The following is a 16,172-nucleotide window of genomic DNA, read 5'->3' on the forward strand; positions in this document are numbered from 1 at the left end:
ACGGCGAGGCCGGGCCGATGGTCCGCGCCTACGCCCTCACCCAGGGCCGGACCGTGCCCACCGGGCCGGAGTTCGACCTGATCGCCCTGGTGGTCAGCGACGTGCCGGACGGCCCCGACCTGCCGGTGGGGCCCGAGCACGGCGCGATCCTCGGCCTGTGCCGGGACGACGCCCTCTCGGTGGCCGAGATCGCCGCCGAGACCGACCTGCCGCTCGGGGTGGTCCGGGTGCTGCTCGGCGACCTGCTGGCCGCCGGGTACGTCCGGGTCAGCCGCCCCGTCCCGCCCGCCCTGCTCCCCGACGAGCACATCCTCCGTGAGGTCATCCATGGACTCCGCGCGCTCTGACCGCCCCTCCGCCTCCCCGGCCGAGGCCGACCTCGCCCTGAAGATCCTGGTGGCCGGGGGCTTCGGCGTGGGCAAGACCACGCTGGTCGGCTCGGTCAGCGAGATCCGCCCGCTGCGCACCGAGGAGCAGCTCAGCCTGGCCGGGGCCGGGGTGGACGACACCGGCGGGGTGGAGCAGAAGACCACCACCACGGTGGCGATGGACTTCGGCCGGATCACCATCCGGGACGGCCTGTCGGTCTACCTGTTCGGCACGCCCGGGCAGGACCGCTTCTGGTTCCTCTGGGACGAGCTGGCGCAGGGCGCCCTCGGTGCGGTGGTGCTGGCCGACACCCGGCGGCTGACGGACTGCTTCCCGGCGGTGGACTTCTTCGAGCACCGGGGCATCCCCTTCGTGGTCGCGGTGAACCGCTTCGCCGGCACCCGCGAGTTCGGCCCGGAGGAGGTCGCCCGCGCGCTGGACCTGGACGGCTCCACCCCCGTGGTGATCTGCGACGCCCGCCGCCGCGAGTCCGGCAAGGAGGTGCTGGTCAACCTGGTCGAGCACGCGGGGCGGGTGCACGCCGCCCGCCTGCTGGAGCGGGTCGGCGGCTGAGCGGGCGGCCGGCCCGCCGCACCGCCCGCCACGCCGTCCGCCGCCCCGCCGGTCCGCGCCGTCCACCGCCCCGCCCGTCCGCGCGGTCCGCCGCAGTGTCCACCGCCCGGCCCGGCCGCGCCTCCCTTGACGGGCCGTCACGATCCGTACGCTGAAAATGTGATCACCTACGAGTGCCGCTCGCTGCGGACGCTGGCCGACGAGGAGCGCTGGCCCGACCTGCTCGGGCTCTACCGGGAGTCCCGCGCCGTCGGCGCCGAGCTGCGCGGCGAGGCCCAGGGGGCGGCCGAGACCGCCCCGCTCGGGCACCTGATCGCGTACGGGGCGCCCCCCGAACTGGCGGCGCGGCTGTTCGACCCGGACGGCGGCCCGGGTGCCACCGCGACCACCGCCGACCACGACAGCGGGCCGCTCTGGGAGGTGCTGGCGACCCGTCACACCTGGCGCCGACTGGCCCCGTTGCTCGGCCCCGAGCCGGTGCGGCGGCTGGTGCGGCACACCCGGGCCCTGCTCGGCGAGCAGCTCGGCCCCGGCGGCGAGCCCGATCCGGAGGGCGTGCCGCTGACCCCGGAACCCTGGGAGCTGGCGGCCGGACAGCCGGACGCCCTGGTGCGCGAGTACCTGCCGGCCGGCGGCGCCCGCCGGACCCTGCTCACCCTGCCCGCAGGCCTGGAGGGCCTCGGCCCGGTCGAGCTCCCCGAGCGTGGCGACCAGGTGCTCGGCCTGGCCGCCACCCGGCTGCTGGCCGCGGCCGTACCGTGGGCCAGGGCCCGCTGCGTCCGGGGAACCGGCCCGGCCGCCGCCGCCCAGCTGACCTCCCTGCGCCGGGTCACCGGCGGGCACCTGGCGTTCGGCGCGGTCTACCCGGCGCTGGTGCAGGCCGCCTCCGAACGCCCCTGGCAGGGCTGCGCCGAGGGCCGCCTGGCGGTCTGGCGGATCCTGGCCGCGATGACCGGCGGGTCCGTCCTCTCGGTGGCGGAGGTGAACGCCCTGGTCTCCCGGCTGCGCTGCTTCACCTGGCACGAGCCGACCGACGAGCTGCGCTTCCTGCACCTGGCCCTGGAGGACCCGGCCACCGGGCTGTCCTGGGTGCTCAGCGGCTCCCGCCACGAGGCCTGACCCGGCGGGAACGAAGGCGCAGGCCCCGCCCGGTCGTGGTGTTCCCGGGCGAGGCCTGCGTGTCATGAGGGGGCGTCAGCCCGTCTTCTCCAGGGCGGGCGCGGCGGCCTGCTCCGGGACGGTGCCGTGGCCGCCGTCGACCAGGGTGGTCTCGTCGAAGGGCAGCCGGCCGGCCAGCACCTCGGTCATCCGCTCCCGGTCGAGCTCCTTGGTCCAGTGGCCGATCAGCACGGTGGCCACCGCGTTGCCCGCGAAGTTGGTGAGGGCGCGGGCCTCGGACATGAAGCGGTCGATGCCGACGATCAGGCCGACGCCGTCGACCAGCTCCGGCTTGTGCGACTGCAGGCCGCCGGCCAGGGTGGCCAGGCCCGCGCCGGTGACCCCGGCCGCGCCCTTGCTGGCGATCACCATGAAGACCAGCAGGCCGAGCTGCTGCCCGAGGGACATCGGCTTGTCCAGCGCCTCGGAGATGAAGATCGAGGCCATGGTGAGGTAGATGGCGGTGCCGTCCAGGTTGAAGGAGTAGCCCGTCGGCACGGTGATGCCGACCACCGGGCGGCTCACCCCGAGGTGCTCCATCTTGGCGATCAGCCGGGGCAGCGCGCTCTCCGAGGAGGAGGTCGACAGGATCAGCAGGAACTCCCGGCCCAGGTAGCGCAGCAGGCCGAAGACGCTCACCCCGGCGACCAGGCGCAGCAGCCCGCCGAGCACCAGCACCACGAAGAGCAGACAGGTCAGGTAGAAGCCGATCATGATGACGGCGAGGCTCTTCAGGGCCGCCGTCCCGGTCGCCCCCACCACCGCGGCGATGGCGCCGAAGGCACCGACCGGCGCCAGCCACATGATCATCGACATCACCCGGAACACCAGCCGCTGCACGTGCTCGATCCCGCGCAGCACCGGCGCGCCGGCGGCGCCCATCGCCTGGAGCGCGAAGCCCGCCAGCAGCGCGACCAGCAGGGTCTGCAGCACCTTGCCCTCGGTCAGGGCGGAGAGCAGCGTGGTGGGGATGATCCCGAGCAGGAAGTCGGTGGTGGACTGCGCGTGCCCGGCGGTGGCCTGGGCGTGGCCCGCCTTGGCCAGCGCCTGGGTCAGGTGCAGCCCGGAGCCCGGCTCCAGCAGGTTGCCGACCAGCAGGCCGATGGCCAGCGCGACGGTGGACATCACCAGGAAGTAGCCGAGCGCCAGACCGCCGACCCGGCCGACCTTGGCCGCCTTGGTCACGGAGCCGATGCCGAGCACGATGGTGCAGAAGATCACCGGGCTGATCATCATCTTGATCAGGTTCACGAACCCGGTGCCGACCGGCTTGAGCTCCACCGCGAAGCCCGGCGCGGCCAGGCCGACCACGACACCGGCCAGCACGGCGACGATCACCGCGACGTAGAGGTAGTGCGTCCGGTCTCTGTGCCCCGGGGCTGCTGTGCTGGTCATGGGGGAGGCTCCTTCGCCTGCGGTACGACGGCGGCCCGTGGGTGGGCGGGCCGGGGACGACTCTCCCGCGCGGGCGTGAGCCGGGTCACGTTTCCGTTCATAGAGTTCACACGTCCTCGGGAGCCGCCTCATGGGCCGGGCAGGGCACACTGGCCTGCATGGACGCGCGCCCCTCGGACTTCCCCAGACGCCGCCGGGCCCGCAGCCTGGCGGGGCAGCTCTTCGTGGTGCAGGTGGTCATCGTGGCCGCCGTGGTGGCCGGGGGAGCGGTGCTCGCCTACCTGTTCACGGCCGGCCGGGCCGAGGACGCCGCGCTGCGCCAGGTCACCGCCGTGGCCCGCTCGGTCGCCGACGCGCCCAGCGTCCGGGAGGCCGCCCTCACCCCCGCGCCCTCCGCCGTGCTCCAGCCGTACGCCGAGCGGGTACGGCAGGACACCGGGGTCGACTTCGTCACCGTGATGGCCCCCGACGGCATCCGCTGGACCCACCGCGATCCGGAGCAGATCGGCAAGCGCTTCCTCGGCCACACCGAACAGGCCCTGGCCGGGCAGGTGTTCAGCGAGACCTACACCGGCACCCTCGGCCCGTCCGTCCGGGTGGTGGTCCCGGTCCAGGACGGCACCCGGGTGGTCGGCCTGGTCAGCGCGGGCATCACCGTGCAGTCCATCAGTGCCCAACTGCGCGGCCCGCTCATGGCGTTGGGGGCGGTCGCGGCCGCCGCCGTGCTGCTCGGCGGCCTCGCCACCTACCTGGCCAACGCCCGGCTGCGCCGCCACACCCACGGCATGGGCGCCGCCGAACTGAGCCACCTCTACGACTACCACCAGGCCACGCTGCACTCCGTCCGGGAGGGCCTGGTACTGCTCGACCGGCACGGCCGGGTGGTGCTCTGCAACGACGCCGCCCGCGAACTCCTCGGCCTCACCGGCCTGTTGGACGGCGTCGCGGTCCGCTCGCTCGGCCTGCCGCCCTCCCTGGTGCGGGCGCTGACCGGTAGCGGCTCCGATCCGGTCCGCGACGAGGTCCACCTCACCGAGGAGCGGGTGGTGGTGGTCAACACCTCCGCCGTCGGCCCCGGCCTCGGCACCGTGGTCACTCTCCGGGACCACACCGAACTCCAGTCGCTCTCCGGCGAGTTGGACTCCGTCCGGGGCTTCGCCGAGGCGCTCGGCGCGCAGGCCCACGAGGCCGCCAACCGGCTGCACGCGGTGGTCTCCCTGATCGAACTCGGCCGTCACCGCGAGGCGGTGGAGTTCGCCACCGCCGAGCTGGAACTCGCCCAGCAGCTCACCGACCGGGTGGTGGCCGCCGTCGGCGAACCCGTGCTCGCCGCGCTGCTGCTGGGCAAGACCGCCCAGGCCTTCGAACGCGGCGTCGACCTCACCCTCACCGAGGACAGCCGGATCGACGACGGCGTCCTGCCGCCCGGCCTCACCCCGCGCGACCTGGTCACCGTGCTCGGTAACCTGGTCGACAACGCGGTGGACGCCGCCATCGAGAACGCCGCCGCCCGCGCCCCCGAGGTCACCGTCACCGCCCGGGTCGACGGCCCCGAACTCCTGCTCCGGGTGGCCGACTCCGGCCCCGGCATCGACCCGGCCGCGGCCGGCGAGGTCTTCGACCGGGGCTGGACCACCAAGGCCTCCTCCGGCGGACGCGGCCTCGGCCTCGCCCTGGTCCGGCAGACCGCCCGCCGCAACGGCGGCACCGTCACCGTCGGCGGCTCCCCCGCCGACGGCGCCGTCCTGACGGTCCGCCTGCCCCTCCAACGGGAGGTCACGGCATGAGCACCATCTCCGTGCTGATCGTCGAGGACGACCCGGTCGCCGCCGACGCGCACACCCTCTACGTCTCCCGCACCCCCGGCTTCCGGGCCGCCGGGACGGCACACAGCTGCGCCGCCGCCCGCCGCCTGCTCGACCGGACCCGCGCCGAGGGCACCCCCGTCGACCTGATCCTGCTCGACCTCCACCTCCCCGACGGCCACGGCCTCCAGTTCTGCCGCGCCATCCGGGCCGCCGGCCACACCGCCGACGTCATCGCCGTCACCTCGGCCCGCGACCTCGCCATGGTCCGCTCGGCCGTCTCCGCCGGCGTGGTCCAGTACCTGCTCAAGCCCTTCACCAGCGCCGCCCTGACGGACCGTCTGGAACGCTACGCCCGCTACCACGCCACCCTGGCCCGCACCGGCGAGGCCACCGGCCAGGACGAGGTCGACCAGGCCCTCGCCGCCCTCCGCACCCCCGACCGCACCGCCCTCCCCAAGGGCCTCAGCGCCCCCACCCTCGACACCCTCGCCACCGTCCTGCGCACCGCCCCCGAAGGCCTCACCGCCACCGCGGCCGCCACCGCCACCGGCGTCTCCCGCATCACCGCCCGCCGCTACCTCGAACACCTCGTCACCACCGGCCTCGCCGCCCGCGAACCCCGCTACGGCACCGTCGGCCGCCCCGAACTCCACTACCGCTGGCGCAGCCCCCGCTGATCCGCCGACCGGTGGGCGTGCAGCAGGAGAGTGGCGGCGGAACGGGTACCGACCGGGGCCGCCGGGAGCACCGCGGCGCTGGTGGTGGTCAAGCCGGCCCGACCGAGGAGGCCCGTCCACACCTGCTCCTGGAGGACCCAGCGGCGCATCGTGGCAGACGTTCCGTCCGGGGCCTTCGCGGGGATGTCGGCGTGCACGGGGTCGGCCTCCGCAGCGCGACCGTCGACGTAGTGGTGCAGGGTCGCGATGACCAGCAGACCGCCGGGGCGCAAGGCGCGGGCAGCGGCGGGCAGGAGGTGCCGGGGGTCGGTGAAGTCGACAGCGCCGAAGAGGCTGTAGAGGACGTCGTAGTGACCCGGATGGCCGAGGAGGTGTTCGGTGGCGTCGGCGTTCACCAGGCGCAGGCGTGGCGCGAGGTGGGCGTAGAGGCCGAGCGCCATCGCGTGTTGGGCGGGCGAGGCGTCGATGGCGTCGATACGGGCGGGGCAGTGATGGGCGGCCAGGTGGGCCGACTGGCGGGCTGACCCTGCGCCGAGGTCGGCCACTTGACGGCCGCTCAGTTCACCGAGGGTTTCGGCACCGGGGCCGCCCCGCTGGTCCCACGTGAAGTGGATCCGGTCGGGCACGCTCCGGTCGGAACCCGAGCGTGCCCGACCGTAGTGGTGCCACAGGTCGGGCATGAGAGGAGTTGAAGCGGCGGTCGGACTCGTCATCCGCCCCATCCTGGCGCCCGGCGTCGCACGCGTTGCCGGTTCTCGCGAAGTTCACCCACACGGGCCCGGCGGGTGGTTCAGTCGGTTCAGTGGGAGTCGCTGCCGGGGTGGCAGGGGCTGCAGTTGGCGGCGTCGGCCCACAGCGGCAGGTCCACGTCCCAGCCGTCGGTGGCGATGAGGCGGGCGGTGGTCATGACCGAGCCGTCGTGCTTGAAGTCCACCCTGGGCACGTGGTGGAGGAAGCGGCCGCCGTTGTGTCGACGGCACAGGTCGGCGTAGGTGACGGTGTCGAGGATGATGGTGTGGACCCCGATGTCGACGAGGGTGCTGGGGGCCAGGCCCAGCTGCTCACCCCGGTGGGCCATGGCAGTGAGCAGGTAGGCGTAGGCCTGTCCGAGGACGCGGGTGGCCATCACCGAGTCGTAGGGGTAGTCGCGCATCAGCAGGGCAACCTGCTTGTCCCACAACGCGACGGGCACCAGCTCGCGGGCGCTGCGGGGGCCGCGGTCGGTGGGTCGGACGGTCTGCGGTACCAGTGCGGTGGTCATGGCGCCTCCTGGTGATCGGGCCCCGACGGTTGGGGTGGTGGCTCCAGGAGAACGCTGGTCCGGACTGATTCAAGATCAGCTCGCTTGCGGTGCAACTGATTTGCACGGTCTGCAAGGAGCGTCGACGCCCGGATTCGGTGCCGGTACGGTGACTGGGCCTTTCGGTCGTGCCGTGTGGGAGGGCTGATGCCCGGTGACGTGTTGTGGACGACCCCGTCGGCCCGGGCACTGGCTGCGCAGCGGCTTCCCGGTGCCCTGATCCGGTTGGGTCGTGAGCACCGCGCCTGGACTCTTGCCGAACTCGGGGGCCGACTGGGATGTTCGGCATCGACGCTGTCCCGGTTGGAGCGCAGCGCGCGCGTGGTGGACTTGACGCTCGTTCAGCGGGCGGCTGTGGAAGTGGGGATGCCCCCACACGTCCTGGTGACTTCCCTCGCGCCACCGGACGCGTCGGCCCGGGCCGCCACTAGAGTGGCGGCGCCCCGCTCCCGCAGTGCCGAGGAGAGTCTTATGCGTCGCCGTTCGTTGTTCGCCGTCGCCGCGGCAGGGCCTGCCTCGTTGCTCCTCGGCCTGGACGACGCCCTCGCCCAGACCCCGTCCATCTCCGCACGCGCTGCCCAGCTCGATCGACGGCTGGTCCGAGCAAGGGGCTTGTATGACGAAGGAGCTCACGACCGGCTTCTTGGTGCGTTGCCCGCGCTGATCGCGGACGCCCACGCCGCAGCCGGATCACGCCGGGAACTCGATCAGGCGAGACTGTCCACCGTCTACAGCCTCGCCTCCGCACTGTTGATCAAGACCGGTCACCATGACCGTGCGCGGATCACTGCCGATCGGGCCCGCACCTGGGCCGAGGTGTCCGGTTCGCCCCTGGCGCAGGCCGCCGCCGCACGGGAGATGGCGATCGTGCTGCGTCACCAGGACCAGGGTCAGGCCGCTGCGCGGTTGATGACTTCCGCCGTTGCAGCCTTGGAAGCGACCGGGTTGCGTACCGGGGCGCAGGCCGCCGGGTACGCCCAGATGCTGTGCACCATGGCCTACACCGCCGCTCGGGCCGGGCGGCGTGGTGATGCCCTCGCCATGACGGAGGAAGCCCGCCGGGCAGCCGGCCGGTTGGCGGCCACTGTCCCTGAGGGCCGGTTGTTCCCCGTCACCCCGGCCGCCGTTGATCTGTACGCAGTAGGTGTGCACTGGGCCCTCGGTGACGCCGGATCCGCGCTGGAGGCCGGGAAGGACCTGCGTCCGGAGCACTTTCCCACCGCCGAACGACGTGCCCGCATGCACACGGATCTAGCCCGCGCATGGTGGCAGTGGGGCCGACCCGAACAGACCGCCCGTGAGCTCCTTGCGGCTCTACGAGCGAGCGCCGCCGAGGTCCGTGACCGGTCTGCCATCCTCTCCATCGCCACGGAACTGGCCGACCGGCATCCCCGGACCCAGGGAGTCCGCGAGTTGAGCGCTGTCATCGGAGCGAGGTTCGGTGGTTAGTCCAGGGCCTGGCTGCGGCTCGGCCGCGCCGTCAAGGGCCAACCGGTGCATGACCGCGGCGGTGACGTAGGCGCTGAAGCCGCCTGCGCCCGCGCGTCTGCGGGCCTCCTCCGCCACGGCCTTCGGCATCGAGACGCTGTACTTCTTGAGCGGTGCCCCGGACATGCCGTCAGGCTACTGGCCCTGCTTGGTCGCGATCACCAGGTAACGGTTGTCGGTGTCGGTGTAGGCGTTCATGTGCCAGCCGTTGGCGGCGAGGAGGGGGCGGAGGTTGGGCTCGGCGCGGAGGTCGTCGGGGGTGAGGGCGCGATTGTGGCGGGCGGCGAGGACGGCGCGGCCGATGGCGTGGAACAGGACGAGGCGGCCGCCGGGGCGGGTGACGCGGGCCAGTTCGCGCAGGCCGGCGGCGGGGTCGGGGAGGTGGTTGACCAGGCCGGCGGCGAAGACCACGTCGGCCGTGGCGTCGGGGAGGGGGAGCCGCTGACAGTCCGCCAGGACGACCCGGGCGTCGGCGGCGTGGGCGGCGGCCCGCCGGAGCATCTCGGGAGTGACGTCCACCCCGAGGACCGTGCCGGTCTTGCCGACCGCGGCCTTGAGGAGAGAGAGGGCCCGGCCGGTGCCGCAGCCCGCGTCGAGTACGAACGCGCCCTCCAGGGGCCCGAGTTCGGCGATCGCGGCGGCGTACCGCGGGCTGTCGTCGGGGTACTTGGAGTCCCAGGTGTCGGCCCGCGCGGCGAAGAACTCGCGGATGCCGGGAATGCTCGCTTCGTGTGCCATGACCAGCAGCCTAGACCGACCGGTGGCCGGGGCGGCGGCGCTGCGCGGGCATGCAGTCACAATGACGGCCATGGACATCGAACTCGATCCCCCGCACGGCATCACCAGCTTCCCCCTGGGCATGCCGGTGGACGAGCTCAAGTCGGCCGCTGCCCGGTTGGGCCGGATCGAGGTGACCGACGAAGGCTCCACCGCCCCCTTCTGCCCGATGAAGGTCGTCGCCCTGCACCCGCAGTTCGAGATCGTCTTCCACTTCGAGCGGTCCAAGGTCCTGCGCGCGGCGGAGGTGTGGATCCCGCGACCGGGGCCGGAGCAGATCACGGTCCGGTTCCGCGGCATCGACGTGTTCGGCACTCCGGCCCTCCGGCTCCTCGAGCACTTGGAGGGCGCGGGTCTGTCGGTCCGTCAGATCGAACCGAACCACTGGGTGATTCCCAAGCTCTCGCTCGGTTTCACCCGCACGGCGGGCCACGAAGTGCCGCTCGACGCGGACGGCGACCCCTTGTACTTCCAGGCCGTGCTGACCGGTACCACCGACTACTACGACTTCCTGCAGTAGCGCGCTCTCAGGCGCGCACCGCCACCGCGAGGAAGTGATCGTCCGTGTCGTGGTGGCTGACGGGGTGCCAGCCGGAGGCGGTGAGCAGGGGGCGGAGGAGGGCTTCGGACTGCGGGTCGGTGGCGGGGTCGCGGCCGTGGCGGGTGGCGAGGGCGGTGCGGGAGAGCGGGAGGTAGAGGGCGAGGCGGCCGCCGGGGCGGGTGATGCGGGCGAACTCCCGCAGGCCGGTGGCGGGGTCGGGCAGGTTGGGGAGCAGTCCGGCGGCGAGGACCAGGTCGGCCACGGCGTCCGGCAGCGGGAGCCGGGTGCAGTCGGCCACCGCCAGGGCGTCCACGCCGGGGTGGGCGGTGGCCTCCGCGAGCATCTCGGGTGTCAGGTCCACCCCGACCACTCGCCCGGTGGGGCCGACGGCGGCACGGAGGAGGGGGAGGGCGCGGCCGGTGCCGCAGCCCGCATCGAGTACGAACGCGCCGTCCAGCGGACCGAGTTCGGCGATCGCGGCGGCGTACCGCGGCGGGTCGTCGGCGAACTTCGCGTTCCAGCCCGCCGCCCGCTCGGCGAAGAACGCCCGGACGGCCGCTCGGTCCTGTGTCATCCGGCCAGCCTACGGGGCGGCCACCGGGCCGGGCCGGTGGCGGCGCGCCGTGACGAGGTGGACCCGGAATCCGCAGGGTACGAGCCCTTCGGGGGTGGTCAGCTCGTCCGCCGCGGTGAGGAAGGCGAGGTGCAGCCGTTCCCGGGCCGGTCCGTCGAGCGGGGCGAGGTCGTAGAGCCCGGAGAGGGAGGCCCACACCTCTTCCACCGGACCGGTCAGGTCGATCGGCACCGTCTCCCACGTCACGGGCCCGAACCCGGCCGGGCCCAGGAGCTCGTCCAGGCCCTCCCGGCTGCGGGTGCGGCGGTCGCCGAGGGAGGGGATCCGCTGCTCGGGGGGCGTCGCGGCGACGGTGGCCCGCAGCAGTGCGACGAACGCCTCGTAGGCCTCGCCGCCGACCGCCCCGCCGCCGATCACGCAGGCCAGTACCCCGCCCGGGATGATGACCCGGGCCAGCTCCGCCGCGACCAGCTCGGCCTCGCCCATCAGCATCAGCGCCATGTGCGACACGCAGGCGTCGAAACCGCCGTCGGGGAAAGGGAGTTGCTGGGCCCGTCCCTGCTCCAGCCGGACTCCCGCGAGTGCGGGGCGGCGGCGCGCCACGGCCAGGGCGTGCGCGGAGAGGTCCAGCCCGGCGAGCTCGCGGCCCGGTTCCCGGGCCAGCAGGTCGAGCAGCAGGCCGTCGCCGCAGCCGAGGTCCAACACCCGCCGGTGGCCCGCCACTTGGTCGGACAGCAGCTGGTAGCTGGAACGGCCGTCGGGGGACCGGCCGTGGGCGAAGGCCTCCGAGGTCACCGCCGGGTGCTCGGCGTGGAACGCCTGGAGGAACCGCTCCTGTGCTGCCGTGTCCGTGTCCGTGATCATGCGCCCACGCTACGCCCCGGCGGGGCGGCGGAAAATCGTTCGCGGGCAGCACGGCACGGTGGCAGGGTGCACGGTATGACCACGACGGGAACGCCCCCTGCCGGGCTGACGGTGCGTCCGGCGACGCTCGGCGACGCCGAGGCGGTCTGCGCGCTGCTGAACGAGATCGACCTGCTGGAGATCGGCCGGGCCGAGACCGAGCTGAACGAGGTGGAGGCCGACCTCAAGCATCCCGAGGTGGACCTGGAGAAGGACTCCTGGCTGCTGTTCGAGGGTGAGCGGCTGGTCGGCTACGGGCTGCTCTGGGACGATTCGGGCGCCGAGCGGATCGACATGGACCAGTACGTCCTGCCGGGCCAACTGCCGGGCACGCTGCACCTGTTCGAGCTGATGGAGGCCCGCGCCGCCGAGCGCGCGGCGGGCAACGGCGCCGAGCGGGCCGTGATCCACCTGCACCTCAACATCGCCCCCACCGTCGACACCGACGCCCTGCGCGCCCGTGGCTGGCGCCCGGTGCGGCGCTACAACGTGATGGCCCGGGACGTGGTCGCCGCCGAGTATCCGGTCCCCGTGCCGCCGGCCGGCGTCACCCTCCGGGACTGCGCCGAGGAGGCGGACCGCCGTACCGCCCACCGGCTGCTCCAGCAGAGCTTCGCCGAGCACTTCGACTTCCAGCCGCGCAGCTACGAGCAGTGGCTGCACGACATCGACGGCGACCGCGCCGACTGGTCGCTGGTCTGGATCGCCTCCCTGGACGGGGAGGACGTGGCGGCCATCCGCACCCGCAACGACCGCACCACCATGGGCTGGACGGCCAACCTCGGCGTGCTCGCCGCCGCCCGCGGCCGCGGCCTCGGCAGCTACCTGCTGCGGCACTTCTTCGCCCACTACGCCACCGCCCTCGGCCGCGACCGGGTCGGCCTCGGCGTCGACACCGACAACAGCACGGGCGCGCTGGCGCTCTACGAGCGGCACGGCATGACGCTCGACTTCGCCGTCGACACCTGGGAGTTGACCCGCCCGGTCTGAGGCCGCGTCAGCGCAGGGTGACCCGGAGCACCCGGTCGTCGCCGGGCCTGACCTCGCCGCGGCCGTCGGTGTTGCTGGTGGTCAGCAGCAGCGTGCCGTCCGGTTCGGCGAGCACGGTGCGCAGCCGCCCGTGGGCGCCGTCCAGGTACGAGGACGGGCTCCCGCCGTCCACCGGGACGCGCCAGAGCCGGGTGCCCCGCAGGGCGGCCAGCCAGATCGCGCCGTCGGCGTAGGCGATCCCGCTGGGGGAGGCCTCGGTGGGCTTCCACTGGGCCACCGGGTCGGCGTAGCCCTCGCGTCCGGCCCGGCCCTCGACCACGGGCCAGCCGTAGTTGACGCCGGGGCGGACCAGGTTGAGCTCGTCCCAGGTGTTCTGGCCGAACTCGGCCGCCCAGAGGCGCCCTCGGTCGTCCCAGGCGAGGCCCTGCACGTTGCGGTGGCCGAGCGAGTAGACGGGGGAGCCGGGGAAGGGGTTGCCCGGGGCCGGGGCGCCGTCGGGGGTGAGGCGCAGGATCTTGCCGCCGAGGGAGGAGCGGTCCTGGGACGCCTCGCGCCGCCCGGCGTCGCCGGTGCCGACGTAGAGCAGGCCGTCCGGGCCGAAGGCGATCCGGCCGCCGTCGTGGTTGCCGGCCTTCGGGATGCCGGTGAGGACGGTACCTGCGGGCCAGAGGCCGTCCGCCGAGAGGTCGAAGCGCAGGATGCGGTTGTCGTCGCGAGCGGTCAGGTACGCGTACAGCCGCCGCCCGTCCGGGGAGACGGCCAGTCCGAGCAGCCCGCCCTCACCGCCGGCCACCACGCCCGGCACCGCTCCGAGGTCCGTGCGGGAGCCGTCGGCGGCGACCCGGGTGATCCGGCCCTCGTCCCGCGAGCCGACCAGTAGCCCGCCGTCCGGCAGCCGGGCCAGGCCCCAGGGGGTGTCCAGGCCCTCGGCCACCGTGCCGACCACCCGGACCGTGGCGGCCGCCCGGACCGGGCTGGCCCCGGGCGTGGGAGCGGGGGCCGTCGGGGAACAGCCGACGGCCAGCAGTAGCGCGGCGGCGGCGGTGACCGAGCGGGACGGGTTCATCCGGGACGGGCTCATCCGGGGCACCTCCTCGGTGACACCTCCCAGCACACCACGCGGCCTCGGCCGACGGAAGCCCGGCCCGTACTACGGTGGCGGGCATGACCACCAGCACCGCCGTGACCTGGGACGTGACCGCGAGTCAGGGCTACGAGACCGCCTGGGTGGAGCTCACCCCCGACACCCTCACCGCCCGCGGCCGGGTGGTCGCCACCTCGCCCCGGCCGTACTGGCTGACCTACCGGCTGGAGACCGGCCCCCGCTACGTCACCCGCCGCCTGCGGGTCACCGCCGACACCGCCGAGGGCGTCCGCGAGCTGGACCTGCGGCGCGACGAGCGCGGCCGCTGGGAGGCCAACGGCCGCGACCTCCCCGAACTCGCCGAGGCCCTCGACTGCGACCTGGGGCTCTCGCCGCTCACCAACACCATGCCGGTGCTGCGCCACGCCCTCCACCACGCCCCGGGCCCGGGCACCCACGAGCTCCTGACGGCCTGGGTCTCCGTCCCCGACCTGACGGTCCGTCCGTCCCGCCAGCACTATACCCACCTGGCCCCGGGCCGAGTCCGCTACGCCTCCGGCGACTTCCACAGCGAACTCACGCTCGACGACCGGGGCCTGGTCCTCGACTACCCCCGACTCGCCCGCCGGCTGCCCGATTAGCGAGCGGGCCTCCAAGCCACGACGGCTCCCGAGCCACGACGGCTCCCAGGGCGCGACGGCTCTCAGGCCACCACGGCCGGCCCGATGACCGTCCGGCCGACCCGTTCGGCCAGCCACTGGGCACGTTCGAGGTCGGCGCCCCGGACGTGGATCAGCACCGCGTGGCCGAAGGAGGGCGAACCCCCTTGGGGCGCGGGGGAGTTGACGAGCAGCTCGACGCTGGAGTGGGCGCCCGCGTACCCGGGCAGGTGCAGCCGGGGGACGGACGGCCAGCGGACCGGCCACCACTCCAGGGTGCCGGGGGTGCCGGGGGCGCGGTCCAGGGCGGCGAGGAAGGCGTCCTCGACGCTGCCGAGCGGCGCTTCCTCCTGGAAGACCTTCACCGGCACCTCCGGCCACGGCCCGTCGTGCGGCACCGGCGTGGCGAACGGATCCCGGACGGTCCGGGCCCCGGGCAGGGCGGCCAGCAGCCGCCGCCACTGGTCCGGGCCGGTGGCCGGTGCCGTGCACCGGACGGAGGTCTCGGCGAGACCGGCCAGGGCCAGCAGGTCGCGGGCGGTGGCGACCGCTTCGGCCAGGTCCGGCGTGTGCAGCACCGGGTACGCGCGTTCGGTCGTCATGCTTCGGTCGTCATGCTCCGCAGCCCGGTCGAGCCGGCCGCTACACCGCTCCGGCGACCGAGAGGAGGACGTCGACCAGGCGCTCGGCGGCGTCGGGGCGGCCGAGCGCGCGGGCGCGGGCGGCCATGTCGGCGCGGCGGTGGGGGTCGGCGAGGAGGGGGGAGATGAGCTGGTGGAGGGCCTCGGGGGTGGCCTCGCCGAGGAGGGCGGCGGCGGCGCCGGAGTCCTGGAGGTGGCGGGCGTTGTGGGCCTGCTCGTTGCCGGCCGAGCTGGCGAGCGGGACGAAGACGGCGGCCTTGCCGAGGGCGGTGAGCTCGGCGAGGGTGCCGGCGCCGCTGCGCGAGACCACGACGTCGGCCAGGGCCAGGACGTCGGGGAGCTCGGGGCCGACGAAGCCGGTGAGGTGGTAGCGGCCGGCCAGGTGCGGCGGGAGGGTGGCGGCGTTGGCGGCCAGCTCCTCGACGTTGGCGGGGCCGCACTGGTGGAAGACGTTGGCGTACTGGAGCAGCCAGGGCAGCAGCTGGGCGATCAGGCCGTTGATCTGGGCCGAGCCCTGGGCGCCGCCGGTGACGTAGACGGTGGGCAGCGAGCGGTCGAAGCCGTACAGCCCGACGGCCTGGACGGCCTTGTCGGCGTGCCCGGTGAGCACCTCGGGGCGGACCGGGTTGCCCGTCACCACGGCGGTGGCGCGGGCGGATTCGGGCAGCAGGTCGAGGGTGGACTCGGAGGAGACCGCGACCCGGGCGGCGACCTTGGCGAGCACCTTGTTGGCCAGGCCGAGCCGGACGGTCTGCTCGTGCACCACCAGCGGGCGGCCGCAGGCCTTGGCGGCCAGGCCGACCGGCACCGCCACGTAGCCGCCGGTGGCGAGCACCACGTCCGGACGGAAGTCGGCGACCACCGAGCGGGCCTGGGCGGCGCCGAGCGGCACCCGGGCCATGTCCTTGACGTTGGCGGGGGAGAGCATCTTCAGCGGGTTGGAGGAGCGCCGCACCTTGCCGGTGGCCACCGTCTTGAACGGGATGCCCTCGGCGGGGGCGACCCGGGCCTCCAGGCCCTTGTCGGTGCCGACCCAGAGCACGTCCAGCGAGCCGCCGGAGCGGGCCAGCCGGGCCTGCAGGGTGCGGATCGCGGTGAGGGCGGGGTAGGTGTGGCCGCCGGTGCCGCCACCGGTGACGATGAGCCGGATCGAGCGCCCGGCGGTCGCGTTCGGTGCGTGGTGGTCGTACACGGTGGTGGCTCTCCGTCGGTCGTCCGTGGTGACGGGCGGTCAG

18 protein-coding genes are annotated in these 16,172 nt (G+C 74.2%); 9 read left to right on the forward strand and 9 right to left on the reverse strand.

Going from position 1 to position 16,172, the window contains the following annotated elements; genetic code table 11:
- The first annotated feature begins 17 nt into the window (after positions 1-17).
- The 3 genes from ACIA8O_RS14135 to ACIA8O_RS14145 all read left to right on the forward strand — a co-directional run bounded on the left by ACIA8O_RS14135 (position 18) and on the right by ACIA8O_RS14145 (position 2,061).
- Positions 18-347, forward strand: coding sequence for a DUF742 domain-containing protein (locus ACIA8O_RS14135; RefSeq protein WP_396294258.1), 330 nt, complete (start codon positions 18-20; stop codon positions 345-347).
- Positions 328-942 carry a GTP-binding protein gene (locus ACIA8O_RS14140; RefSeq protein WP_396293971.1) on the forward strand — a complete coding sequence of 205 codons (615 nt, stop codon included), beginning with the start codon at positions 328-330 and terminating at the stop codon, positions 940-942. The genes ACIA8O_RS14135 and ACIA8O_RS14140 overlap by 20 nt, the downstream gene beginning before the upstream one ends.
- A gap of 159 nt (positions 943-1,101) precedes the next feature.
- Positions 1,102-2,061: a hypothetical protein gene (locus ACIA8O_RS14145; protein ID WP_396293972.1), complete on the forward strand. Its 960-nt coding sequence runs from the start codon at positions 1,102-1,104 to the stop codon at positions 2,059-2,061.
- A gap of 75 nt (positions 2,062-2,136) precedes the next feature.
- Here the strand turns inward: ACIA8O_RS14145 and ACIA8O_RS14150 are convergent, their stop codons facing one another.
- Positions 2,137-3,495 carry a cation:dicarboxylate symporter family transporter gene (locus tag ACIA8O_RS14150; protein WP_396293973.1) on the reverse strand — a complete coding sequence of 453 codons (1,359 nt, stop codon included), beginning with the start codon at positions 3,493-3,495 and terminating at the stop codon, positions 2,137-2,139.
- A 158-nt stretch (positions 3,496-3,653) separates the two neighbouring features.
- Between ACIA8O_RS14150 and ACIA8O_RS14155 the strand changes: the two genes are divergently transcribed.
- Positions 3,654-5,282: an ATP-binding protein gene (locus ACIA8O_RS14155; protein ID WP_396293974.1), complete on the forward strand. Its 1,629-nt coding sequence runs from the start codon at positions 3,654-3,656 to the stop codon at positions 5,280-5,282.
- A complete protein-coding gene (locus ACIA8O_RS14160) occupies positions 5,279-5,980 on the forward strand; it encodes a response regulator (RefSeq protein ID WP_396293975.1) in 702 nt (233 codons plus the stop codon). The genes ACIA8O_RS14155 and ACIA8O_RS14160 overlap by 4 nt, the downstream gene beginning before the upstream one ends.
- Here ACIA8O_RS14160 and ACIA8O_RS14165 read toward each other — a convergent pair.
- A complete protein-coding gene (locus ACIA8O_RS14165) occupies positions 5,956-6,702 on the reverse strand; it encodes a class I SAM-dependent methyltransferase (RefSeq protein ID WP_396293976.1) in 747 nt (248 codons plus the stop codon). The two genes, ACIA8O_RS14160 and ACIA8O_RS14165, sit on opposite strands and share 25 nt — an antisense overlap.
- A gap of 77 nt (positions 6,703-6,779) precedes the next feature.
- The gene (locus tag ACIA8O_RS14170) at positions 6,780-7,241 is read right to left on the reverse strand and encodes a hypothetical protein (protein ID WP_396293977.1); all 462 of its coding nucleotides are present in this window, start codon (positions 7,239-7,241) and stop codon (positions 6,780-6,782) included.
- A gap of 186 nt (positions 7,242-7,427) precedes the next feature.
- Between ACIA8O_RS14170 and ACIA8O_RS14175 the strand changes: the two genes are divergently transcribed.
- Positions 7,428-8,729, forward strand: a complete 1,302-nt coding sequence (locus tag ACIA8O_RS14175) for a helix-turn-helix domain-containing protein (RefSeq protein ID WP_396293978.1) — start codon at positions 7,428-7,430, stop codon at positions 8,727-8,729.
- 174 nt (positions 8,730-8,903) lie between these two features.
- Here the strand turns inward: ACIA8O_RS14175 and ACIA8O_RS14180 are convergent, their stop codons facing one another.
- A complete protein-coding gene (locus ACIA8O_RS14180) occupies positions 8,904-9,506 on the reverse strand; it encodes a class I SAM-dependent methyltransferase (protein WP_396293979.1) in 603 nt (200 codons plus the stop codon).
- A gap of 70 nt (positions 9,507-9,576) precedes the next feature.
- On the opposite strand from ACIA8O_RS14180, the gene ACIA8O_RS14185 reads away from it, so the two are divergent.
- Positions 9,577-10,065 carry a hypothetical protein gene (locus ACIA8O_RS14185; protein WP_396293980.1) on the forward strand — a complete coding sequence of 163 codons (489 nt, stop codon included), beginning with the start codon at positions 9,577-9,579 and terminating at the stop codon, positions 10,063-10,065.
- A gap of 7 nt (positions 10,066-10,072) precedes the next feature.
- Here ACIA8O_RS14185 and ACIA8O_RS14190 read toward each other — a convergent pair whose 3' ends face one another.
- Together ACIA8O_RS14190 and ACIA8O_RS14195 are read right to left on the reverse strand one after the other, a co-directional pair.
- Positions 10,073-10,660 carry a class I SAM-dependent DNA methyltransferase gene (locus ACIA8O_RS14190; RefSeq protein WP_396293981.1) on the reverse strand — a complete coding sequence of 196 codons (588 nt, stop codon included), beginning with the start codon at positions 10,658-10,660 and terminating at the stop codon, positions 10,073-10,075.
- A gap of 9 nt (positions 10,661-10,669) precedes the next feature.
- On the reverse strand, positions 10,670-11,524 hold the full coding sequence (locus ACIA8O_RS14195; RefSeq protein WP_396293982.1) for a class I SAM-dependent methyltransferase: 855 nt from the start codon (positions 11,522-11,524) through the stop codon (positions 10,670-10,672).
- A gap of 75 nt (positions 11,525-11,599) precedes the next feature.
- On the opposite strand from ACIA8O_RS14195, the gene ACIA8O_RS14200 reads away from it, so the two are divergent.
- Positions 11,600-12,553: a GNAT family N-acetyltransferase gene (locus tag ACIA8O_RS14200; protein WP_396293983.1), complete on the forward strand. Its 954-nt coding sequence runs from the start codon at positions 11,600-11,602 to the stop codon at positions 12,551-12,553.
- A 7-nt stretch (positions 12,554-12,560) separates the two neighbouring features.
- On the opposite strand, the gene ACIA8O_RS14205 is transcribed toward ACIA8O_RS14200, so the two are convergent.
- Positions 12,561-13,634, reverse strand: a complete 1,074-nt coding sequence (locus ACIA8O_RS14205; RefSeq protein WP_396293984.1) for a PQQ-dependent sugar dehydrogenase — start codon at positions 13,632-13,634, stop codon at positions 12,561-12,563.
- Between the two features lie 83 nt (positions 13,635-13,717).
- On the opposite strand from ACIA8O_RS14205, the gene ACIA8O_RS14210 reads away from it, so the two are divergent.
- Entirely contained in the window at positions 13,718-14,278 is a 561-nt protein-coding gene (locus ACIA8O_RS14210) for a putative glycolipid-binding domain-containing protein (protein WP_396293985.1), read from the forward strand.
- Positions 14,279-14,340: 62 nt separating this feature from the next.
- Here the strand turns inward: ACIA8O_RS14210 and ACIA8O_RS14215 are convergent, their stop codons facing one another.
- Together ACIA8O_RS14215 and ACIA8O_RS14220 are read right to left on the reverse strand one after the other, a co-directional pair.
- Positions 14,341-14,898, reverse strand: coding sequence for a hypothetical protein (locus ACIA8O_RS14215; protein ID WP_396293986.1), 558 nt, complete (start codon positions 14,896-14,898; stop codon positions 14,341-14,343).
- Positions 14,899-14,938: 40 nt separating this feature from the next.
- Entirely contained in the window at positions 14,939-16,129 is a 1,191-nt protein-coding gene (locus ACIA8O_RS14220; RefSeq protein WP_396293987.1) for a UDP-N-acetylglucosamine--N-acetylmuramyl-(pentapeptide) pyrophosphoryl-undecaprenol N-acetylglucosamine transferase, read from the reverse strand.
- Positions 16,130-16,172: the final 43 nt, after the last annotated feature.

The sequence above is a fragment of the Kitasatospora sp. NPDC051853 genome, assembly GCF_044452665.1.
Taxonomy (GTDB): domain Bacteria; phylum Actinomycetota; class Actinomycetes; order Streptomycetales; family Streptomycetaceae; genus Kitasatospora.